At 40.6% G+C, this 23507-nt stretch carries 20 protein-coding genes; 14 read left to right on the forward strand and 6 right to left on the reverse strand.

The window, feature by feature from the left end; all coding sequences use genetic code 11:
- Position 1: 1 nt before the first annotated feature.
- From QXS89_06365 to QXS89_06380, 4 genes are all read left to right on the forward strand, one after another.
- Positions 2-2353 (forward strand): AAA family ATPase, encoded by a 2352-nt coding sequence (locus QXS89_06365; protein ID MEM3831801.1) that lies wholly within the window; start codon positions 2-4, stop codon positions 2351-2353.
- Positions 2354-2414: 61 nt separating this feature from the next.
- On the forward strand, positions 2415-3239 hold the full coding sequence (locus tag QXS89_06370) for a KaiC domain-containing protein (GenBank protein MEM3831802.1): 825 nt from the start codon (positions 2415-2417) through the stop codon (positions 3237-3239).
- Between the two features lie 417 nt (positions 3240-3656).
- A complete protein-coding gene (locus QXS89_06375) occupies positions 3657-4874 on the forward strand; it encodes an MFS transporter (GenBank protein MEM3831803.1) in 1218 nt (405 codons plus the stop codon).
- A gap of 217 nt (positions 4875-5091) precedes the next feature.
- The gene (locus tag QXS89_06380) at positions 5092-6531 is read left to right on the forward strand and encodes an NCS2 family permease (GenBank protein ID MEM3831804.1); all 1440 of its coding nucleotides are present in this window, start codon (positions 5092-5094) and stop codon (positions 6529-6531) included.
- A gap of 47 nt (positions 6532-6578) precedes the next feature.
- Here the strand turns inward: QXS89_06380 and galT are convergent, their stop codons facing one another.
- Together galT and QXS89_06390 are read right to left on the reverse strand one after the other, a co-directional pair.
- On the reverse strand, positions 6579-7589 hold the full coding sequence (gene galT, locus QXS89_06385) for a galactose-1-phosphate uridylyltransferase (GenBank protein MEM3831805.1): 1011 nt from the start codon (positions 7587-7589) through the stop codon (positions 6579-6581).
- Entirely contained in the window at positions 7540-8841 is a 1302-nt protein-coding gene (locus tag QXS89_06390; protein MEM3831806.1) for a galactokinase family protein, read from the reverse strand. Before QXS89_06390 ends, galT begins: the two co-directional genes overlap by 50 nt.
- An 84-nt stretch (positions 8842-8925) precedes the next feature.
- Between QXS89_06390 and QXS89_06395 the strand changes: the two genes are divergently transcribed.
- Complete coding sequence (locus QXS89_06395) at positions 8926-9270, forward strand: hypothetical protein (protein MEM3831807.1); 345 nt, start codon at positions 8926-8928, stop codon at positions 9268-9270.
- Positions 9271-9281: 11 nt separating this feature from the next.
- Here the strand turns inward: QXS89_06395 and QXS89_06400 are convergent, their stop codons facing one another.
- Complete coding sequence (locus QXS89_06400) at positions 9282-11030, reverse strand: S9 family peptidase (protein MEM3831808.1); 1749 nt, start codon at positions 11028-11030, stop codon at positions 9282-9284.
- 753 nt (positions 11031-11783) lie between these two features.
- Between QXS89_06400 and QXS89_06405 the strand changes: the two genes are divergently transcribed.
- Positions 11784-12464 (forward strand): hypothetical protein, encoded by a 681-nt coding sequence (locus tag QXS89_06405; protein MEM3831809.1) that lies wholly within the window; start codon positions 11784-11786, stop codon positions 12462-12464.
- Between the two features lie 254 nt (positions 12465-12718).
- On the opposite strand, the gene QXS89_06410 is transcribed toward QXS89_06405, so the two are convergent.
- On the reverse strand, positions 12719-13108 hold the full coding sequence (locus QXS89_06410) for a hypothetical protein (GenBank protein MEM3831810.1): 390 nt from the start codon (positions 13106-13108) through the stop codon (positions 12719-12721).
- 177 nt (positions 13109-13285) lie between these two features.
- Here QXS89_06410 and mobB point away from each other — a divergent pair, with 177 nt between their 5' ends.
- The 5 genes from mobB (at position 13286) to QXS89_06435 (ending at position 16226) form a co-directional block, all read left to right on the forward strand.
- Positions 13286-13750, forward strand: coding sequence for a molybdopterin-guanine dinucleotide biosynthesis protein B (mobB, locus tag QXS89_06415; protein ID MEM3831811.1), 465 nt, complete (start codon positions 13286-13288; stop codon positions 13748-13750).
- Between the two features lie 48 nt (positions 13751-13798).
- On the forward strand, positions 13799-14653 hold the full coding sequence (locus QXS89_06420) for a biotin/lipoate A/B protein ligase family protein (GenBank protein ID MEM3831812.1): 855 nt from the start codon (positions 13799-13801) through the stop codon (positions 14651-14653).
- The gene (locus tag QXS89_06425; protein ID MEM3831813.1) at positions 14650-14952 is read left to right on the forward strand and encodes a hypothetical protein; all 303 of its coding nucleotides are present in this window, start codon (positions 14650-14652) and stop codon (positions 14950-14952) included. Before QXS89_06420 ends, QXS89_06425 begins: the two co-directional genes overlap by 4 nt.
- Before the next feature lie 33 nt (positions 14953-14985).
- Positions 14986-15789, forward strand: a complete 804-nt coding sequence (locus tag QXS89_06430) for an undecaprenyl-diphosphate phosphatase (GenBank protein MEM3831814.1) — start codon at positions 14986-14988, stop codon at positions 15787-15789.
- 83 nt (positions 15790-15872) lie between these two features.
- Complete coding sequence (locus QXS89_06435) at positions 15873-16226, forward strand: Rieske 2Fe-2S domain-containing protein (protein ID MEM3831815.1); 354 nt, start codon at positions 15873-15875, stop codon at positions 16224-16226.
- A 110-nt stretch (positions 16227-16336) separates the two neighbouring features.
- Here the strand turns inward: QXS89_06435 and QXS89_06440 are convergent, their stop codons facing one another.
- The gene (locus QXS89_06440; GenBank protein MEM3831816.1) at positions 16337-17653 is read right to left on the reverse strand and encodes a hydroxyacid-oxoacid transhydrogenase; all 1317 of its coding nucleotides are present in this window, start codon (positions 17651-17653) and stop codon (positions 16337-16339) included.
- Between the two features lie 140 nt (positions 17654-17793).
- Between QXS89_06440 and QXS89_06445 the strand changes: the two genes are divergently transcribed.
- A complete protein-coding gene (locus QXS89_06445; GenBank protein MEM3831817.1) occupies positions 17794-18624 on the forward strand; it encodes an N-acyl homoserine lactonase family protein in 831 nt (276 codons plus the stop codon).
- Positions 18625-18904: 280 nt separating this feature from the next.
- On the opposite strand, the gene QXS89_06450 is transcribed toward QXS89_06445, so the two are convergent.
- On the reverse strand, positions 18905-19705 hold the full coding sequence (locus QXS89_06450) for a ZIP family metal transporter (protein MEM3831818.1): 801 nt from the start codon (positions 19703-19705) through the stop codon (positions 18905-18907).
- A 495-nt stretch (positions 19706-20200) separates the two neighbouring features.
- Between QXS89_06450 and QXS89_06455 the strand changes: the two genes are divergently transcribed.
- On the forward strand, positions 20201-21226 hold the full coding sequence (locus tag QXS89_06455; protein MEM3831819.1) for a 2-hydroxyacid dehydrogenase: 1026 nt from the start codon (positions 20201-20203) through the stop codon (positions 21224-21226).
- Positions 21227-21237: 11 nt separating this feature from the next.
- A complete protein-coding gene (locus tag QXS89_06460) occupies positions 21238-22917 on the forward strand; it encodes a thiamine pyrophosphate-binding protein (GenBank protein MEM3831820.1) in 1680 nt (559 codons plus the stop codon).
- The last annotated feature ends 590 nt before the right edge of the window (positions 22918-23507 follow it).

Below are 23507 nucleotides of genomic sequence, written 5' to 3' on the forward strand. Positions count from 1 at the left end.
GTTGTTTATAGAGAGAGTTAAGATAGAAAACATACTCTCACACCAGAACTCGGTTGTAGAGTTTAAAGAAGGTCTTAACGTGATCATAGGACCTAATGGAGCTGGTAAGAGTACTATTATCGATAGCATAGTATACGCTCTACTAGCCCTGGGAAGAGGTTCTGAAGAGATTGTCAGAACTTCGAAGAGCAACATGCTGAGAGGAGGTTCTAGTAGAGGTTCTATAGAGCTTGTCTTCAGAATCGGAGGAGAGAGGTATGTGGTTAGAAGAGAGATAGGTCTGAAAGGAGATTCCACTGATTTTCTCAAGAGACTCAGTCCAAAAGAATCAATTCTAGCTATAGGAAGTAGCGTGCCTAGAGAGATTATGAAGATACTCAGTATCTCAGAACCTAAGATCCTTACCTCAACTATTATAGCTAGACAGGATTTTCTCAATGAAGTTCTCCTAGAACCTCCTTCGAAGAGAAAAGAGAGGATTTTAAAACTTCTAGGTCTTGAGAAGCTTGAGAAAGCCAGGGAAAATCTGAGAAAGATCATTGGAGAAGTAGATTCGAAGATAATGAGTATTGAAAGAGAGTTAGGGAGGAAAGAACAGCTTGATAGAGAGATCAAGAAGCTTGAGAAAGATCTCTCTATCCTCAGAGCTGAGAGAGATAAGCTGAGAACTGAGGTGGAGAATTCTAGAAAGAAAGTAGAAGAACTTGAGAAACTTAGAGAAGAGATCAGCGAGCTTCTAAGAGTTATCCCGATAGCAGTATTCTACGAGAATAGATCTAGAGAGTATGAGGAGAAGAAGAAGAGATTGAAAGAACTTGAAGATAAGATCTCAGCTTATGAGAAATTAGATCTCAACGAAGTGGCAGAGCTTAGAGACAGGATTCTAAATATGAGAAGCAGTATGAAGACATTGGAGGAGGAGTTAGAGAAGAGGGTTAGAGAGGTTGAGAGATTAGAATCACATGCTGAGAATATTGTTAAAGAGATCTCTGAGAAGTATAAAGATGAAGATCTTGAAAAGCTCTGGAGAGAGAGGGTTTATACTAGAGTTATAGAGGTTTCTGAGAGGATTCTAAGAGATCTTGAGAATAGTATAGCTACTGCAAGAGCTTATATAGAGATCTACAGGAATTTCCAGGAGAGTTTTAGAGAAACTGATAGATGCCCTATATGTGGAACTCCTCTATCTAGGGATAAAATAGATCATCTTATCAGAGAGCATTCTACTAAGATAGAAGAGTATAGTAAGAAGATCAGTGTTCTCACAATATCTAGAGAGGATCTTAGCAGACTTGTAAGAGAACTTAGAGACACTCTAAACAGAGTAGAGGTAGAGAATGGGAGGATTAGAGAACTTAGAGAGAAGAGAGATAATCTAGAGAGAGAACTTAGAGAGAATCTCTCTAGATGCTCGCATATTCTCCAGCAAGCTGGTGTTGAGAAGTCTGAGGATGTGTCAGAGGATATATCATGTGTCAAGATTCTTGAGAGAATCTATCGAGAGTATGATGCTTTAAAACAGGTTTTCGAGAGTATTAGAAGAGATCTTCCTCTTATAGAAGCTGATCTGAGAAGTCGTGAGAAAGAAGCTGAAGAGGCTAGATCTAAGGTTATATACTTCGCGAGATCAAGAGGTTTTAAAGATCTTGAAGGTTTAGACCTGAGTTCAATGGAATCTTCTCTGAAGAAGTATAGCGAAAGAATTTTAAGAGAACTTGAAGAGGCTAGGAGATCTTATGAGAATGCTAGTAGCAGGCTTAATAGAATTGAAGGTGAGATCTCTAGAAGTGAAAATGATCTCAGGATTAAGAAGGAGGAGATAAGCAAGCTTAAAGATCTTGAGAGCGAGATCCATGTTCTGAAAAAAGCTAGAGATTCTCTAGAGAAACTCTCAGAGATCTTCAGAAAAGACGGTGTTATCGCGAAGATCCTCACCTCAAGGGTTAGAGCATCTCTAGAGTCAGAGATCAATAGAATTCTTAGAGAGACTAATAGAGAGTTTAGAATGAAGATCGATGAAGAATTCGGATTTGGAATAGTATATTCTTCAGGAGTTGAAAGACCTATAGAGAATCTGAGTGGAGGCGAGAAGACTATACTCTCAATAGCACTAAGACTTGCTCTAGCAAGAATTCTCACGGGCAGGATACCGAGATTTATGATACTCGACGAACCTACTCAGAACCTAGATTCAGACATGAGAATAATGATATTCGATATAATAAGAGAAATAGCTGGGGCAATGGATCAGGTTATAGTGGTGACACACGATGAAGAGATAGCAGACAGAGCTGATAGACTTATAAGAGTTATCAATACAGGTGGTGTGAGCAGGATTAATATCGAGAGATGAGAGATAGAAGAGATCCCAGGATTTTAGCCTTGAGCATTATAAATAGATTAGTGATGATACCATGAGCGAGGAGGAGAGTAGCAGAGTTGAAGTCGAGAGACTTAAAACAGGTGTTGAAGGATTTGACGAGCTTATTGGAGGAGGTATTCCCAGAGGTTTTTTCGTAGCAGTCACAGGAGAGCCTGGAACTGGAAAGACTGTGTTCTCAATACACTTCGCCTGGCAAGGCTATCTTGAGGGTGATAGGATCATATATGTGACTACTGAGGAGAGTCGTGAGAGTATCTCTAGACAGGCTAGAATGTTCGGCATGGATTTTGAGAAGGCAGTTAATGAGGGGAGGATGATAATAATTGACGCTCTAATGAGAAGTAGAAGTGATGAGTGGAATCTCGAGGAGCTAGATCCTGACAGGCTTGTGGAGAAGGTTATCGAAGCTAAGAAGAGACTTGGATATGGAAGAGCTAGACTTATCATAGATAGTATGAGTGCTTTCTGGCTTGATAAACCTGCTATGGCTAGGAGGTATAGTTATTCTGTTAAGAGAGTTCTCTATAGATGGGATTTCACAACTCTCATGATAAGTCAGTATGCTATAACAACAGGAGATGCTTTCGGCTTCGGAGTAGAGCATGTTGCTGATGGAATTATAAGATTTAGAAGAGCTATAGTGAGAGGTGTTCTCAAGAGATATGTGATAGTTGAGAAGATGAGGCAGACACAACATGACACGAGAATGCATGAGATAGAGATAATAGATGGAGTGGGTATGAGAGTTAAGAAAGCTACAGAGCTTGGAAGAGAAGATCTGTCACTCCCGAGAGATGTTATCAGAAGAATTAAAGAATCTAAGAAAGAAGCTGAGAGAGAAGTACCCGAAGAATAGTGGTGTGATGATCCTCTAAGTTCTAGAGAAGATCTTCGATAGAGCATCATAAAAACGCTACCAGCCTTCCTTCCCTAATCTCCCAAAACTCTACCGGCTACCTGAGAACTCTACAAACCTCTCTAGTAGAATAGTGTTTCTCTAAAAATCCTACACTGATATGCGATGCTACTTGGAATTAGTTCAGCTAGAAGTAGAAAAATCGAGTCTCTCCTGAGATTCTCGAGAGACAACGGTTGGAGAGATCGCTTTGAAAACCTCCAGACAAGGTGAGGTTCTGAATAGATGTGAGAGAGCGGAGATGAGGTAATGGAATAATCTAATAGAGTCTATATAAGGAGCTGAAGTCCTTATTCAATAGCATCTCCTAACTCGTTTATTAGCTCTGCTGAGAAGGTTTTCTATGCGAATTGAAAAATGAACGACAGCGACCCAAGGTGTTCTAACAAGAGTTTCTCGAGACCTGTAGTTGTCAGACAGTCTCTAGCATCTCTAGCAGATAATTTCTCAGCTCCATACATAGGCTACTATCTCGCGGCATTAACCTCTTCTGGAGTTCTTCAAGGGATTCTTCAGTTCTCATTAAACTCTCTCCCCACGCTTGCTCAGGTTCTCCTAGGATCTTTTATAGATAGATTGAGAAAATATATAATGATCCTTCTTATAACTTCAGTCACAGCTTCATCACTCTGGATACTGATCTCTTTAACACTAGATCCTTTGATTCTAGTAGGACTCTACACTCTCAGAGCCGTTGCCGTGGGGATCTCAGGACTTGCTCTCATAGCATTCATAGGTGCCTTCTATTCAAGTCATGAGAGAGGAAAGATCCTGAGCACTATAACCATTGCATCTCAGATCACAGCTCTACTGGCTTTCGTAACAGTAGGATTTCTAATAAATCCTTCAATAGATCTTCTCAGAATCCTATTTATAGTCTCAGGAATCATAAGCCTCATAGGATCATTAATCTGGCTTAATATGCTATACCTAGATTCATGTCTGGAAAGCTCTGAAAGAAAATCTTCTGAGATCTCTATCTCTAAAGCATTTAAAATAATCCTCAAGAACAGATCCTTTATGAAATTCGACTACGCATTCTCAGGATATATACTGGCGATGTCTTTTGCCTGGCCTTACTTCGCTGTTGCTCAGGTGTATCTATATAGAATGAGTGTTTCAGATCTCGCGATTCTGAACATAATCTCAACTCTTTCAACAATGATCTCTCAGTATATTCTCATGAAAATCCTTCCTAGAACAGATCTTAAGAAGCTTGTTATTATTAGTAGAATAGGATTTGTAACACCACCTCTATTCTACGCTGTCTCACCTAATATAGAGTATATATACATCTCAAATCTTATCATAGGTCCTTTCCAGGCTATCACCAACGTAGTTATACCACTCTACACCCTCGAGGTATCTGAGAAGCGTTTTCAAGCAAGTCATCTAGCATTTCTAAACTTCAGCCAGGGTGTTACAGCGGCTGTGGGGTCTATGATAGGAGGTTTTACAATGGATCGATTTGTCAGACTATACGGATATGAAGGACTTAGGATAGGATTCGCTATATCAACAGTTTTCAGAATCCTAACAACAATACCTTTCATAAAAATAGATAAAGTAAGATGATCCGATCTTCAGACTCAGAGCTTTTGCTGATACCATTCTCTCAATATAGATACTTAAATCCACTCCTGAGAATAATGCGATCTCTATTAATGAAATAATGTTAAAGTTCTCTTGAGATCAGCCCTAGATCTTTTTACTTAATCATATTAAAAACAATATCAGAGGATACACCTATGACTTATAAGCTCTATATCACTCTCGTTCTAGCGGGATATAATTGGTCAGGAGATCTAGAATTCTCACTCCTATAGAAATCTCTACACAATCTAGTAGAGAGATTATCGCTGGAATTACCACGTTTCTTACAATGGCTTACATTATATTTGTAAACCCCTTGATCATAGGAGAAGGATTTGAACTCGCGTTAAAAAACGCGCTTGGAGTTGAAAATCTCTCTCCAGATCAGATCGCTCTAGTTAACAGCATTAAGATCGGGATCGCAACCGCAACAATTATAGCAGCTTCATTTGGTTCAATTCTCATGGCTCTCTACGCAAGACTTCCCTTTGCAATGGCTCCTGGAATGGGTGAGAATAGCTTTATAGGGTTCTCTGTAATTCCTGCATTCACATTGATTCTAGCTAGATCAGGGTTTTCCGGAGATACAGCCGCTCTAACAGCCTTATACGCTGCTATATTCGCTGTATTCATGGATGGAATAATATTTCTATTCGCCGCATGGTCTGGTATCAGAGAGAGAGTTCTTAGATCTATCTCTCCCAACCTAGCTTACGGCATTAGCGCTGGCATAGGGCTTTTCATAACATTCATAGGACTCTCCCTCGCAGGATTTGTTCAACCGGGTGTGGGAACTCCTGTTAGCTTTAATGTTAAAGCTTTTACAGACCCTCGATCTCTAATAGCTTTTCTAGGTCTTATAATAGCTTCTATTCTATATATAAAGAGATTCTCTCCAGCATTTCTTCTCACCATATCTATCCTAACTATCATAGGTGTGATAATAGGAGTTGTACAGATCCCTGAGAAGATCTTTGAACTCCCCAGTTTTACAACATCTATAGTTCCAGTGTTTCCAACAGCTTTCAAAGCATATGTAGAGCTTATACTTCTCGCATTCCCGATAACATTCTCGCTATTTCTAGTAGAATTCTTCGATGGTATAGGAACTATAGTTGGTCTAGCTACCAAGGCAGGACTCATCGATGAGAGAGGTAGACCTGTTAACATTGATAGAGCTCTCTACACAGATGCAACAGCAACCGTTGTAGGAGCTCTAGCTGGGACAACTACTACAGTGATCTATGTAGAGTCTGCATCAGGTATAGAAGCTGGGGGGAGGACAGGTCTTACATCTCTTGTTACAGGAGTTCTATTCCTCCTATTCCTCCCAATAGCACCGCTAGCGGTATCAATACCGGGATTTGCAACAGCACCTGTTCTGATTCTCGTAGGACTTATGTTTCTCAATGTGTTGAGAAAAATAGATCTAGAGGATCTCACAGAAGCCATACCAAGCTTCATAGCAGTGGTGGCAATACCTCTCACATATAGCATTGCCACAGGTATAGGACTCGCATTCATAACATACACGCTATTGAAGATTCTCTCGGGAAGATTTAGAGATATAAAACCTGCAACCATGGTAATAACACTGGTATTCATACTATACTTCATGATGCTACCAATGATCCACTGAAACCTCTCAGAGAAAGAACATAAGATTCTCATGTGAGACCGAGAATTCTAATCACATAATTCAATAGCTTTTTTAAGCATCAAAGCATTTTCCTCAGGGATTGAATCATATGTGAAATTTCCTCCACCAATCTCCATTCCAGCCGCGTACTTGAGCTTCGACTCATCTCTTAGAAGACCGTAGATCTCTATATGCATGTGGTAGAACTCATACTCTCCCTTCAGAGGTGCCTGATGTAGAACCATTATATATGGACTGCTCTTACTCTTAAAAAGTCTTTTAAAACCACAGAGAGTTCTTTTGAGAACTAGCGCGAGTTCTCTGATCTCTTCATCATCGAGATCTGTTAGAAGTCCTACATGTCTTCTAGGATATATATGTGCTTCGAAAGGCCAGTGGCTGTAGAAAGGCATGAAAACAATATATCTTCTGCTCTCCATAAGCACTCTGATTCCTTCTCTACTCTCCACATCTATTATATCGCAGAAAAGACATCTTCCTCTATCTCTCCAATAATCTCTCGAGCTCTCTAGCTCTCTCTCGATTCTAGAAGGTGTGAAGGGCATGAGATATATCTGGCTGTGAGGGTGGTCTAGAGAGACTCCTATCTCTCTCCCTTTATTTCTGAACCAGAGGAAGTATTTCGCATACTCTCTCTTCATATCTTCTCTCATTTTCTCAGCTACTACCTTGATTATCTTCTCAACATGTTCTAAAGGTAGATCGCTTAGATCATCAAGATCATGTATTGGAGTTTCTACAACAACATAGCATTTCCCCACAGCTCTCCCTCTTCTATAGAAGTAATGAGAATCAGGTTCTGGAGATTCTTCAGATAGCATTGGATATCTGTTCTCAAGTATGAGAACATCCCATCCAAATCCTGTCTCAGGAGATCCAGGGCAGAAAGGACAGAAGTTCTGAGGCTGCCAAGGTCTCGTTTTTCTACCTGATGAGATCATAATCCACTCTCTAAGGATCGGATCCCATCTAAGTTCTCTGAGAGCATTATTCTCTCGATATCTCATGTCTCGAAACACCTCTATCAATCTCCACAATCCATCCTCTCACGGCAAGTCTATCCTCGAGAACTCCTCTCAGAATCTTCTCAGAAGTTCTTCTGTCTCTAGCGAGAGCTATCACAACACCTCCTAAACCCGCTCCAGATAGCTTAGCTCCTAAAGCTCCATAGCTTATAGCTCTAAATACTATCTCATCCAATGCTGGAAGACTAACCTCGTATAGTCTGCTTAGAAGAGAGTGCTGGTATGTCATTATAGCTCCTATCATGCTAAGATCATCATTTTCTATTCGAGGTTTTTCTCCTAGGAATATCTCTAGATCTCTTATTATATAATCTAGATCTCTAGAGCTTATCTTCTCTCCTCTTAAGATTCTCACAGCATCTAATGTAGATCTATGAGCTTTGAGAGTGTATAGTATCCTACTTGAGTAAGGATGAGGTAGAGATTGGAGATATGGTTCTAGAACTTCTTCTCTTAAACCCTCCCAGTAGACACTATTATAACCTCCTTGAATCATTGATCTCAGATCTTGAGGAATAATACTTCTAAGCATTTCAAGACCTTTATCAATCTCAGCCTGTCTTCTCGGATGTATATCAGATGTAGAATGTCTTATACCGCTATCGAAAACCACGAAGAAACCCTTCCCAAGATCAATCTTCGAAACCTTGTACGGTGGTCTGGTATCTATAATAGAAACACCTCCGAATGCAGCAGCATATTGATCAAGTCTTCCACAAGGTATCCCCAGAACATCATGTTCTGCTACGTATGCTAGCTCAGCGATTCTCCCAGGATCTAGGTTAAATCTATGAAGCTCACTAATAGAATATATGATTGAAACAAGAAGAGTACCACTACTCCCAAGACCTGCTCCCATAGGGATTTCACTATAGATCCAGATATTGAAAGGCTTCAGATCGTATCCTTCAATGATTAAGGTTTTAACAGCAGCTCTCACATAAGATCCAAACCATCTGCTTTTATCAATACTCATACCATCAAGATCAAATGAATCTACATATCTCTCCCCAGAATCTCTAAGATTCTCTGAAACAGCTGTAACATGATTAGAATAGAGATTCCTTCCAGCAGCTACGTAGGTTCTAAGATTTATCCCCACAGCAATTACGGGAAGACCTTTGTAATCCTGATGAGTATTGAGAAAATCTATTCTCCCAGGAGCAGATACTATGATCTCGGGATCAGATGTGTAGAACTCTCTATACCCTCTAAAAACTCTTCTGATAAACTGGATCTCCTTACCCCCGCTTCTCTCGCTCATTCTCCACCGAATTAGTATTAAACTGGAGAGTTATATTGGAGATAAAGTGCTACTTATAAGCGTTATAGGTATAATTAGATTCTGATGGAGTGCTTCAGAATATCATTTGAAATTATATTCTCAACTCCTGAAGCGTTCTCAGGTTTTCTAGAAGATCTCTCGAGATCTCTAGAAGAAGGATCTTTTCATAGGATTGTGAAAACCCTCTCGACATTCATATATGGTGATGATGATACACTTGTTAAGATAGCCTTCTCAGAAGAAAGTGGTTTTAGAAGTGCTCAGACTGTTATAGGTTTAGGCGAGATCATGCTTAAAGCCTCAGGATCTATAATCTGTCTCAAGCCTAGCAAGTGTGCTGAGATATACGAGATCGTGAGTGAGAATGCTAAGAATAGAAGAATTAGAATAAGACTCATCCCAGGATAAAAAACTACATTCTATCTCTCAGCACATCTCTGTAGGAATAATAATGCTGGAAGAAGGATCTTGATAGCATCATCTATGGTACTGATCACATGACCCATATCAGGAGCTATATGAATTTCGAAGCTTTTTCCATGCTCCATGAGCTTGCTAACAAGTCTTATAATAGGTTTGAGAGGTGTTCTAGTATCATTCTGAGGCTGCACTATGCATAAAGGCTTTCTAAGATTCTCAGCCTTGTGTATTGGAGATCTCTCTTTCATAAGATCTCTTCTCCCATCGAATAAAACCTCAATGAATTTTCTGAAGAGTGCGTCACTTAACTCATACATCTCCTCCCAATCAGCTACCGCAGCTCCTGCAACACCGCATTCAAAGAGATCTGGTTTGCTAAACATGGTCCATAGAGTCATGTAGCCTCCATAGCTATAGCCCATCACGAAGAGTTTTTCTCCAATACCTTTCTCGAGAGCATATCTTGCTGAAGCTTCTATATCCATCAGATCTCCTCCTCCAGGATCTCCGATATCTAGTCTTCTAAACCACTCGCCATAGCCTGTTGAACCTCTGAAATTAGGTGCTATAACATTGAATCCTGATGCTACTAAAGATGCTATGAGAATACTCCAGCTGTCAGCAACTTCAGACCAGGGACCTCCATGTATGTACACTACTGCAGCCTTCTTATTCTCATACTCTCTGCTTCTTATTATGAAAACTGGTATCCTAAGCTTATCTAGTGATTCTATGTATGTGAATTCTATGCTTTCCAAGCTGTTTTCAATATCTTCGGGAAGTCTGGATCCTATGATCTCTTTATGCACTCCGTTCTCTGAAGCTATTATTCTAGGAGGTTTGAATATATTAGTGTATGTATAATAGATCTTATTCTCGTATATATCAGCATTAACAATCATACCAGCTGGAGTTTGTATCTCTCTACCATCTAGAAATAATCTAGATCTACCTTCTCTCTTACCTATAACCAGAAATCCTTCTCTAAACTCTCTGTAGAATAGATTCTCTACAGGCTTATACCTCTCATAATCATCATATTTGAACTTCATCTCTCTAAATTCCTCTGTATGAGGATCTAGTGTTGCCAGGATTCTTCTATCAGGATCTAGAGCATCTGTCTGAAACACTATTCTCCCATCGCTAAGTATCATAGGAATTGTATTGCTACTACCCTCTCTAGGTGTATAGATCTTCATCTCACCTGTTGAGATATTATAAATAAAGATCTCAGAGGATCTAGGATTACCTCTTAGATTTCCGCTTCCAACAACAAGATCATCACTAGCATCAGTAGCGAAAACAATATTTGCAAGTTCTACCAGCTTCTCCACAGAATCTCTTCTAATCATGTAGAGAGCTATGCTCTTCTCAGTAGCACCTGTGAATATTATCATGCTACTCTTATTCACTATACTGAAGATCCTCATAGGTTCTATATCATCTATAATTATCTCCTCATCCCTAGAAAGATCTATGTAACCCAGCTTCTGAAGCTCTCTACCTCTAGCAATATCTCTTGTAAAAACAACTCTATCCCTAGACTCGGAAACCTCTGTAGTCCATAGAATAGTCTTCTGACTAAGCCTTCTCCTACCACTGCTATCGAGAACCCATATAGAGTTGAACCCGCCTTCATTGGTCTGATACACTATTCTACCTCTCAGATCTACTCCTAGCAGAACATATGGATGAGCTGATACAAAGGCTTCTATCACACGAGAGATCTTAGAAAGCTTGCCGCTCATTTTCAACACATTTTATTTTAATTCACGAGTTTTTAAGAAATCAATGCTCCAAAGAGATATAGCTATTCGAAATCTAAGATCTAATTCTAATGAATTATAGAATTAGAATAGAGACTCTCGAATACTGGTTTCAAATCTAAGCAGTTGCATGGTTTTTCATGGTGTTTGTAGTTCTCATACTTTTTGCATCGGAGATCCAGGATCTTCGTATTATTATGTTCCAGAATTCTCAAGAGATCTATTTCAGGTTAAGATATAGCTTTCTCTGATAAAACAGCCGTAGGTAGATCCTCTGCAATAGAGCTGGGCAGAATATATTCTAAGACCATGCTCATAGTAATAGCATTAACAGGTAGTGTGAGCAGTCTTATCTACGAGTTCTCGAGAGCGGGAGGGTTCAAGAGAATCATCATATCATCTCACCTAGAGAATGATAATCATGCTTCAGCTATTTCAGCGAAGTGATTGTCCGTGTAGCTTATTCGAGTTTGCTCAGGTGTTTTCGATTATCTTGGGTATTATCAGCACGGGCTTCCCCTCAGCACCTGCTCACCATTCGCAGGGTCGTCGAAAAGCTATATCAGCAGGCACCACTGAGCCCGCCTCGATGATGGTGTGATAGCCTTCGGAGGCGGGATACATCTTCTAAGAACCTATAGCAGTTAAAACAGCTTGAAAACCTCTACAGAAGACACGGTCTATGGCTAGGTGTTTTGTTATATGCTTTCTATGTTTCATAGTATTTGAGGAGCTTTGATAGAGTCTCTATTAGTAGTAGCCGTAGGACTAGTCCAGGGGCTTAACATATTTTCTATATCTATTCTCATCTTTCTCATATCACTTCTCTTAAACCTAGGATTTTCAGGGAGGAGATTCTTATATCTCTCATCTCTCTATCTGGTCACGTATTTCTCATCATCTCTTGTTCTCCTCTTTCTATTTGTAAGATTCTTCTCATTCCTCTCTTCGGAGGCTCTTAGAATTATCACGGTCGCCATGTCTCTTCTAATGATCCTCTTAGGAGTTTTAATTCTCCTCTATATCCTAGAACCTGAGAATAGATTCCTTAGAATCTTCACGGTAAATCCTCTTCAGAAGCATGCTAAGAGTGTCACGGTTTTCGGACCTCTAATAATCCCACCACTTCTAGGGATCATCTCAGGCTTAAGTTCTCTGGTGTGTCCTTGCACAGCTCCTCTAATACCTGTAGCAGCATCATACATAGCTTCGAACAAGATCCATGAATCTTTTCATGATATGATTCTATACGCGATCTCGGTAGCATCTCCATCAACTCTTATCGTGATCCTAGTAAGTCTTCAGAAGATCCAGAGAATCGTGACTGACCTCATAAGACTTAACATGCTTAGAATTCGGATAGTAACATCACTACTCATTATAATCATAGGATTCATATTACTATTCCTAGCATGAGATCCTAAAAAGATCTATTCTAGCATCAGAGACATGGGAAAGATATGATTGAAATCTCGAAAACTAAGGCAGTGGAATCAAGCTCATAAACTCTCGAATAGGATTCATATTACTATTCCTAGCATGAGATCCTAAAAAGATCTATTCTAGCATCAGAGACATGGGAAAGATATGATTGAAATCTCGAAAACTAAGGCAGTGGAATCAAGCTCATAAACTCTCGAGAAGATCTTTCGAGAAGCAAGAATCTAAGTCTACAGCTCTTGTCCTGTCTGCACATCTACAACGTAAACTTCCTTGAATCCTACCCTGGCAAGAGATTCTTTAATTCTTGTAGAGATAGACTTCCATAGAGTATGATTTATAAATTTACAGAAAAGGCATCCAGGATCAGAACCTGAGAAATCTACGAATACAATAATCTTCTCATAATCTCTGGAGATTCTAAAACTTCTTACAACACCGCTTGATATAAGGTCGATATCAAATCCTGGAACATCAATACTTCTCAAGATGTATTCTACAACCTTGAATATTCTATCACTCCTAATCTTATCATCATGTGTCATATTCTCTATATTGTATATATAGTTATAATCGGTAATAAAACCAAGCTTCTTAAGACTCTGAGTATAACATCTCATGTAGAGTTTCTATCGAGGGTGTCTCGCTTAAACTCGCAGTTTGTTTACCACTAGTTGGGCGAGGTTTTGTATGAGAGGTGATTATGGTGGAAGTCTTTTTGAGAAAGAATCGATCTTTCTATCCTATAAATATCTCGGAGATAAGCATTAGCATAGAATGCTATAGGGGGTGTGGAGGTGGATAGTCTCTACAGAGGCTTAGTTGATCTCTTGAGAGAGTTGAGTAATAGTGAGGTTTGTGTGGTTCAGATCGTAGGTCCTAAGGATTCTGGTAAGACTCTTGTCATATCAGAGGTTATAAGAAGGATTAGAAGTGTGAGCAGTAGTATTAGGATTGCCGTTGTAAAACATAGTCATCATAGAAGGATAGATATCGAGGGTAAGGACACCTATAGATTTCTAGATGCAGGAGCTGATATAGCTTTTATAGGTGTTCAAGATGAATATGCTTTCTTCTCGAGGAGAGAGGATCCAAGTCTTCTGATAAAGTGTATGAAACCTGATATAGTGCTTATAGAAGGTTTTAGAGATGAGATCATAGGTTTTAGAGTGGATCTAGAGAGCTTCAGTGTTGAAGAATCTATTGAGAGAGTCTACGGTTACATAGCTTCTAAATGTCTTAGAAAAAGTCTGAGAATATAGTTAATATACTCTTTTAATAGGTTAAGAGTATTATACTCGGGTGCTCGTGTGAGAGGGATCCTGAGGGTAATGATTGCTGAATGGCCTGAGAATCAGTTCTTTAACCTGGCTTTTGAAGAAGCTTTCTATAGAGAAGCTAGGATTCCTACTCTCAGACTATGGCGTAATGATAAGGTTGTCATTATAGGAAGGTTCCAGTCTCCAGCTCTTGAGGTTAGAGCTGTAGAAGCTAGAAAACTTGGTGTAAAGCTTGTGAGAAGATTCACTGGAGGAGGAGCTGTATATCATGATCTTGGTAATATAAACTATGCACTAGCTCTTCCAGGCTATGATCTTGATATTGAGAATGCTTTCAAACTCGTAGGTGAAGCTGTTGTCGAGGGTTTAAGAGATCTCGGGATTGATAAGGCTTATTTCAAGCCTATGAATGATATAGAAGTTGAAGGGCTTAAGATCTCGGGTTTAGCCGCATCTATCTCTAGTGACAGGGTTTTTGTTCATGGTGCTATGCTTGTCTCTAGTGATATATCTACTCTCTGGAGTGTTCTCAAGATCTCTGCTGAAAAGCTTTCTGACAAGCAGTTTACCAGGAGTAGAGTTAAGAGGGTTACCACTGTGAGAGAGGTTTTAGGTAGAGATGTTTCTCCTAATGAGATCTATGATATTCTGGCGAGAGCTATAGCTAGAAGACTTAATCTAGAGATCTCATGGAGCGAGCCTGATGAGGGTGAGATTAGAAGAGCTTTAGAACTCTATAGATCGAGGTATTCGAGACTTGAATGGAATCTAGCTTATCTAAGAGAGCTTCAGGATCTTATTGATAGAGAGGAGTTAGAAGCATTTGAAGCTATAGGAAGACCTGACAGGGATCAGGAGAGGATCTTGGAGAGGCTGAGATTATGAGTTTCAGAATTAGCTGTGGCGAGAAGAAGCATGCGGGGGGTAAGATAGTTAAGGTATGCCTGAGATTTTACGAGGATGAGATCCGAGGAGTTATAATCACGGGAGATTTCTTTGCAGAACCTGATCACGTTTATGATTCCCTGATCTCTGAGCTATCCTCGCTGAGAATCGGAAGAGATCGAGTTATGGAAACAGTTATAAATATGATCAGAGAACGAGGTCTAAAGCTTCATGGGGTTACAATGGATGAGGTTAGAGAAGCTATTCAGAGAGCTCTTGAGGAGGGTATGAGATCATAGGATTAGATCTTAGAACTCTACAGGGTGTCTAAGGTGGATCTATTCTACATACTTCTAGGTATTCTCCAAGGCTTTGTAGAATGGCTTCCTATATCGAGTAAAACAGTTCTTCTGTTATTCTCATCATATGTTCTAGGATACTCACTAGCATCTTCATACACACTCTCACTAGCTCTTCAAGCAGGTACTGTAGCCTCTGCACTCTCATACTTCTGGAGAAACGTGGTTAGGGTGTTCAGAGAGAGATGGCTTCTAAGATTTCTCATTATCTCAACTATTGCCACAGGAGTTGTAGGAGTTCCTCTATACATGATCTCTGAAAGGATTCTGAGAGGATCTTTCGAGCTTGAGATTCCTACCATGATCATAGGTCTCATACTCGTGATCCAGGCTTTCATATCTATGAAAACAAGATCCTGGATGGGAAGAAGTGAAAAATACAAGGATCCTAGGAGTATAGGTTTTAGAGAGAGTCTTCTATTCGGAGTGGTTCAAGGGATTGCAGCACTACCTGGTGTGAGTAGGTCTGGAGCTACGGTCACTGCTCTACTACTTCTAGGCTATAGCCTGGAGGATTCTATGAGACTAAGCTTTATAGCATCGATAGTAGCAAACTCTGGAGCTCTAGCTACGGTATACCTCTTCTCAGAAGGATCACAGGTTCTTCATGATATACAGAGTATTATAGCAGCTTTTCTAGTTTCCGCAGTAGTAGGATTTCTAACAATAGGAGCTCTACTCAGGCTAGCAGCAAGATATAGAAGCTATATGACTCTGGCAATGGGTTTGATAACTATAGCGATAGCTCTCATAATATCTCTCCATAGATTTCTCTGATCATGCTTCGAAGATCTTTAGCCGTATGCTTCCAGAGATAAAAAATATAAGGCTTGAATAGAATTCACTGAGGTGCCATCCCCATGGAGATGGTGTGGTTTTCAAGAGAGAATATAGTGCCTGAGGGAGGTGCTAGAGTGAAGGTTAGAGGTGGTGTGCCGGTAATTGTTGTCAGGCATAATGGCAATCTACACGCCTACGTAGCTGTATGCGATCACAAGTACTATGTATTATGTGAGAAGGCTTTGAAAGGAGATAGAATAGTATGCCCAGGTCATGGTGAGGAGTTCATGATACCCAGCGGAGAACCTACGAGGGGGATGGCTAAAAGCCCTCTCATAAAACTTAAGCTAGAGGTTAGAAATGGAGATATATATGTTGAGAAGCCTGGACGTGAGATCTTAGAGAAACTGGCAGAATCAACATCAGTAGAATGATCCATGCATACTCGTTCTAGAAGATCCTTTTTTCGTTTCTATAACACCTTATCACTCTACGTAATATAAAACCTGTTCTCTCCTCGAATTTCTAGAGCATGCATAATATGCTATCCTAGAGCTTCTAAGAAGATCTTCTCAAGATCCTTTTTACTCACATATTTAGGAGACTGATTCAAAAGCCTCTGCTGTTTCAAAGTCCCATCTACCAGAGCCTCTACATCTTCTCTGCCGAATCCCAGTTCTCTCAGGTTTGTAGGGATCCCTAGATCTTCAAGCAGTCTCATGTAGTATTCGAAGAGAAGTTCTCTAACTTCTGCAACGCTTTGAACTCTCTCCCCTGTTAAAAGCTCGACAGTTCTCGAGAACTTGGGTAGGTTGTATGATGCTATATGCTTGAATACGTAGCCAGCTGGTATAGCTGTTGCTATGCCGTGTGGTGCTATAGGGTAGCCGAATTCGTAATCAGGCGGGTAATAAGATCTCACCATACCAGCTATAGGATAACCCATTGCATGCGGGATGTGAACTCCTACATGACCGAAGCCTATTCCCGCGATACTTGCTGCCAGCATCATATAGTATCTTGCCTCGAGATCGTTTGGATCCGCATAAGCTCTCCTCAGATACTTGTTAACCCATATTATAGCCTGCTCTCCAAATAGATCTCCGAGAGGTGTTGCTCCCGAGTACACCGGTCTCTCAGCAGGGTTTCTAATAGCTGGTTTCGAGGTATAAGGTCTTGCTGTATATGATTCTATAGCGTGATTAAGCACGTCAAGACCTGATGATGCTGTGACCATAGGAGGCATGGTCACGGTTGTAAGAGGATCTATTAAAGCTACCGTAGGTCTTATATAGGGGCTGCTTATACCGCTTTTCACTCTCAACCTCTTTATATCAAGTATTGCTACACTCGTACTCTCACTACCTGTTCCAGCTGTTGTCGGTATAGCTATGAGAGGTTTCAAAGGTCCTGGAGGTTGTAAGCCTTTTCCAATAGGCTTGTTAATATAGTCTTCAAGAGGTGCTGGGTATGTGTAGAGTAGATTAAGGATTTTCGCAGTATCTATAGTTGATCCGCCTCCGAGAGCTATAAAGCCATCTATCTCCTTACCCTTGATCTCTTTATAAGCCTCGATAATCTCTTCATCATCAGGCTCTATCTTAACCTTGGTTAGAACCTCGACATTAACCCCCTCCTCCTCTAGAGAGGATCTGACATTCTCAGCAAGCTTACTACCCGAGAGCCTCGGCCCTACGACTAGAAGAGCTCTTCTAATACCAAGCCTCTTAGCTTCATACCCAGCCTCTCTACTTACACCCATCCCGAATTTTATTGTTTGAGGAAGAGAGATTGTGAAGACAGGATCCGTAGCAGGTGAGTATGATATATAGCTATATCCTAACGACGTGGTTATCACCATATACTCAACACTCTAATGAGATATATAAATATAGTGTAGCTTCTGAACATTATTAAATATTAGAACATTAAATGATATATAATATCAATATCAATGTTAATTTTTATTAACTCTTAAAGACTTATAGAACTGGTGGTCTTATGGCTGGAACTGGTGTTAAGAAGATATATCTCCTAGACTACGGCGTTCTCGCAGGAGAACCTGGCTGGTTTATACCGAATCCATTGCTCTATGTTGAGATAGGAGATATTAGCAAGATTGCTGATAAGCATAAGTGGATTGAAATTCCTGTGACAGGTGCTCTGATAGAGCATAAGGATGGAGTAGTTTTATTCGACACCGGAAGTCATCCGGAGGCTTCGAAGACCTGGACTCAGTCTGCTTGGCAGGTGTTTCCAATGGTTAGATTCGCAGATGAAAACAGGCTTGAGAAACAGCTGAAGCTGGCAGGCTACAAGCCTGAGGATGTGAGTTTTGTAGTTCTCTCTCACATGCATCTAGATCATCTTGGTCAGGCTTATTTGTTCAAGGATCTGAAGACACCTCTCATAGTGCATAAGAAAGAGATTCAGAATGCTCTCTACTTCTACTGGATAAATAGAGTAGGCGCGTACCAGCCTGTAGATCTAGAAGCTCTTAAAGGTGCTAACTGGTTCCCCATAGATGTAAGCCACTTCGAACTGCTACCGGGGATCGAGATCCTGTGGGTAGGTGCTCACACACCGGGAAGCATCATGCTGAGAGCTACCACTGATGAGGGGAACTCATATATATTCACAGGTGATTTCACGCATCTTCCTGAGGAGATCGAGGTTGAGAATAAAGGCTGGCTTCTTGCAGATCTGGATGAGTATATATCCGGTATGAAACTGCTAAAACTAATGCTTAGAAGACCTAGAACTAATGTTGTCATAAGTCATGATCCGGGGTTGTGGAGTAAGTATCCGAAAGCTCCTAAATATCTAACCTGAAACCTTTTTAAAATCCTACGCTAAGGATCTCCAGTCCTCCTCTTTTAATCTCTTGAGATCCTCTCACAACATGATTGGCGTTCTCCCCTCTCTAAAGGGCGAGGTTTTCGAGTTTAAGAATTATTTCTCGTGATCCGATTCTGCATGAATATGTCTTCATATTCTTCCTACCGAGATTTTCGAGAGAATACTCTCTAACATAGGCTGGATCTCTAGATCTAGATAGATATGAGGGTTTAAAAAAGATCTCTGGAGAAGCTTATTGGAAACCTGCTAGCCTCTATTCAGCTAATGCAAAGAGAACTACAGACTCTGTGGAGTAGGCTATTATCACGCCAGAGGTTAGCGCGATCCAGAATAGCGGGCTTGACACACCGCCTAATCTTCCTAGGGCTGAGAGGTTCACGTGGAGCATTGCATATACTATGGAGGCTGTTGCAACAGTGTTTAGGGTTGCTAGGAAGAGCTCAGATCCTATGCCTGTATAGAAGACAGCAGATCCGAGGACTGTGGGAAGTCCTGCAATCATTGAAAGGCTTAGAAGGGTTGTGTGGCTAATCCTAAGCTTTAGATCTCCTATAAGCGGTCCTACTATCGCGAATCCCTCGGTAGCATTATGTATCGCAAAACCTATGGTGAATAGTATTGCAGATGCTAGAGCTCCTGAGAGTAGAGAAACTGCTATAGCGAATCCCTCGCCAACATTATGTATACCCAGGGCTAGTGCGATAATATATCCGGAATAGATCCCTAGAGAGGAGCTCTTACCCTTCTTCATATTATTCTCAATGCCTGCCAAGATCAAATATGTTGCTAGAAAAGCTATTGTAGTCACCATAGATGCTATAAGAAATTCCATCACCGTTGCAGGTCTAGCCAGATTCTCAACATACTCCGATACTTCATGTCCCGCCTCTAATGCTAGGTATCCTAACACTCCTCCTGCAACAGCTTGGAGAAAGCCAACTCCTCTAGCTGATAGAATTCTTCTAGCTCTGTAGAGAGCTACAGCGCCTATGTACACGGTTAAACCTGCTATAAGCCCAAAAACAATAGGCAGAGTATCAGGTTGCCAGCTCATTCTAACACCTCATGGTTACATTTTCATCTAACTGTAACCATGAGACCTTATAAGCATAGTATTATGAGCTGTACATATCTATTTAAAATTATGATTGAAACCTTGTAACGAGTAAGAATAATATGATGTAGAACGAGGATCGAGAGCTATATAGCTGGTTGTATATGATCAGTAGAAGATCTATCTGCTCCAGAGAATTTCGAGTAGAAAGAGGGTGTTAGAATATATTAGAATATATAAAGATCTGTTTTCTCTGATAAGGATCTCATCTTCCCGCTCGCATCATACCCTCTCATTTCTGCTCTAACATGCTTATATAATATTTGCTTTATATACCTAAGATGACATTCTATTCTAGGGTATCTAATTTGAATAGAAGTAGATTAAATTCAAAAATATTCATTCTCATATCTATGCCATCTTCATGGGATCTTCTCTACAGCCATATATCATATATCCCTCACCTGATCCACCAGAGCCTTGAGGCGAGCTTCTATGTCTGAGAAACTTTCCGAGAAATATCTTGTCCTCAGCTTCAGCCCTCTACCAGCGGAGTTCATAAGAGCTCTGTTATCCTCATACAGATCTTCACTAGATAAAGATGTTGATGTTATTGTCTTCAGAGATTTAAGAGATCGAGAGAAACTTCATGCTCTCCTTAGAACAGTTGATGTTATAATAGGAGATTATACTATGGAGATTCCTATAACAAGAGATATGTGTTATGCTATGGAGAGAGTCAGACTCATAGCTCAGCCGAGCACTGGTTTTGATCATATAGACATAGATGCTTGTGCTGAGAAGAGAATCCCAGTAGCAAATATTGGCGGAGCTAATGCTGTTACAGTAGCCGAGTATACTATAATGGTTGCTCTAGCTCTTCTACGTAGACTTGTAGAAGCTCATGAGAGAACTAGAAGAGGTGAGTGGCCTCAGTGGGAGATTATGGAGAAAGGATCCTTTGAGCTTCAGAGTAAGACCTGGGGTATAATAGGTTTAGGCAGGATAGGAAGAGAGGTTGCTAGAAGGGTTAAAGCTTTCAATGCGAGCATTATATACTATGATAAGATCAGATTTGAGAATATAGAGAGAGAACTAGGTGTAGAATTCTCTCCTCTGCACAAGCTTTTGAGAGTAAGCGATATAGTGTCACTGCATCTGCCACTAACACCTGAGACCAGGCGTTTGATAGGAGAGAAGGAGCTTAGATTGATGAAGCCTACAGCAGTTCTTATAAATCCGGCGAGAGGTGAGATCGTTGACGAAGAAGCTCTAGCTAGAGCTCTTGAGGAGAGATGGATTGCTGGAGCTGCTGTTGATGTGTATAGTAGAGAGCCTCCTGGCAAGGATCATCCTCTTATAAGGCTTGCGGCTAGAGGCGATCTTAATCTGATTGTGACACCTCATATAGGAGGAGCTTCTACCGAGTCTAGGGCGAGGATAATTCAGGTTACTATAGAGAATGTCATCAGAGTTCTTAGAGGAGAGAAGCCTTTGAATGTTGTTAACATGTCTGTATAGGTGGTTGGATTATGCCTACTGTTGCATCCTACATAACTGAGGTTCTAGAGATTCTAGGTGTTAAAAGGATCTATGGTTTAATAGGTACGACTCTTCTTGATTTCATGGATGCTCTCTATGATCATAGGGAGAGTATCAGACTTATAACAACAAGACATGAGCAGGCAGCTATAAGCATGGCTGATGCTGAGTATAGAGCTACAGGTGGTCTAGGAGTTGCAGCTGTTCACGGAGGACCTGGTTTTCTCAACTCGATTCTCGGGTTGGGAATAGCTTTCAAAGATAGAGTACCTCTGCTACTAATATCAGGAGGTGTTAAGAGAAGGCTTTATGGTACAGATGCTATGCATGAAGTAGATCAGATTAGCATAGTGAGGTCTATAACTAGATATGCTGTAAGAATATCGAGAGAAGAAGAACTTCCAAAGATAATGTCCAGAGCTCTCTGGTCAGCCTTATCTAAGCCTAGAGGACCTGTGGTTATAGAGGTTCCAGAAGATATGTGGAGATGTTCTGTAGATTCTAATCCTAGAGAGGTTCTTAGAGAACTAGAGATTCCATCAATGAAACCTGGCGAGAGAGATGTGGAAGAAATACTAAACCTCTTGATCAAGGCTGAGAAGCCTGCCATACTAGTTTGCGGCGAGGCAGCGTATCCGGGTGTTGAGTCTCTAGTCTCAGAGCTTGCGCGAAGGGTTGGAGCTTATGTTATGGTTACTGGTAATGCTAGAGGAGCTTGTGATGAGACAGATCCTAGGTGTGTTGGGAGAGTTGGTTTCGGAGGAGGTTCTCTTCCTGCTGATAGGATTTTAGAGGAAGCAGATCTGCTTCTAGTTCTAGGTGATGAGCTTGATGATATAGCTACCTATGGTTATAATATTATTCCTAGAGGAGATGTTGTAGTGGTCACAGAGAATAAGATTGTTGAAAGCAGACCTCTCTACTATTTGAAACTTGTTTATGCAGATCCTTATGAGACTTTGAAAGCTTTGGTTGAGAGCTTGAGAGTAAGAGGTTTAGAAATATCTAAACCATCTTGGGATTCTGAGGTTGAGAGGTTCAAGGTTTTCTGGAGATCCTCGCTAGATGAAGCTTTATCGAGAAGATATGATGGATATGCTAATCCTTCTAAATTCTTTAAGAGACTTGATGAGAAGCTTCCGGAGAAGTATCTGATAACAGGAGGTCAGGGAGTTCATATAGTGTATGTATATGATTTTATGAGAATTAGAATGCCTAGAAGATTTCTAGCAGCTACGAGATTAGGTGCTATGGGCTACGCTCTTCCAGCAGCTATAGGAGCTAAACTGGCTCTACCAGATCACGAGGTTATAGCTGTGGTCGGTGATGGAGAGTTCATGATGAGTGTAGGAGAGCTTGAGACAATAGTCAGAGAGAATATTCCGGTGAAGATAGTAGTGGTTAACGACATGTCTTATAGAGTTCTCCTTCTAAGACAGAGGATCCAGAGAAGAGGTAGAGTTATAGGAACACTCCTCGGAGACGTATCCTTCGAAGCACTCGCCAGATCATTTGGAGTTCTCGGAGCTACTGTTAGAGATGACAGCGACATAGATAAAGCCATAGAAGAGATGCTAGGATCAGAGAAACCATTTCTGATAGACTTAAGAGTAAGCAGAGAAGATGTACCACCTCTTAATATAGAAGCTTCAATGAGAGTTGCAGAGTAGAGAGCATATGAGATTACATGAACACCAGCCGTATACTCACACCCAGTAGATATGATAGAGAGATTGAAAAAGAAGGTGTAGGAGAATTAGGTATAATAGTTCCTCTGCTTTATAGAGTGATTTGCATTCTAAATTGGCTAAGTCTACAAGGAGCTCATACTAGCTGAGGAGAGACATCAGCTCGGGCAGGTCTATATCCTAAGTCAATAGCTAGGCTCATTGTGAAGTGATGCATTAGAAGCCCGAGTCAGATCAGTAGTGTGGTTTTCACGATTCAATTGATTCTCTTCCTCTAGGTCGGTAGATAGTTCATGGAATGAATTGCTAGTGCTCCTGCAACGTCTTTCATTCCAGTATGTATCCGCATCTGGGTTGAACATGATTTAGCTCTCGAGCTCTTAACTTGTTGAGGCAAGGGAGGTTTGTGGTGTGAAGCATGATCAGCTGATGATTATGCTCGTGAATCTGGTTCTCAACGGGTTGCGGTAGTTAAGTAGAGTAACTCTAGATCGCCTCGGTTATTAGGGGTTATGGCGTTGATAATGGTAGTTCTATTACTTGGTTCTTTATTTCATCGAGCTCTCTATACA

Source organism: Sulfolobales archaeon (assembly GCA_038881635.1).
Classification (GTDB): domain Archaea; phylum Thermoproteota; class Thermoprotei_A; order Sulfolobales; family AG1; genus WYEN01.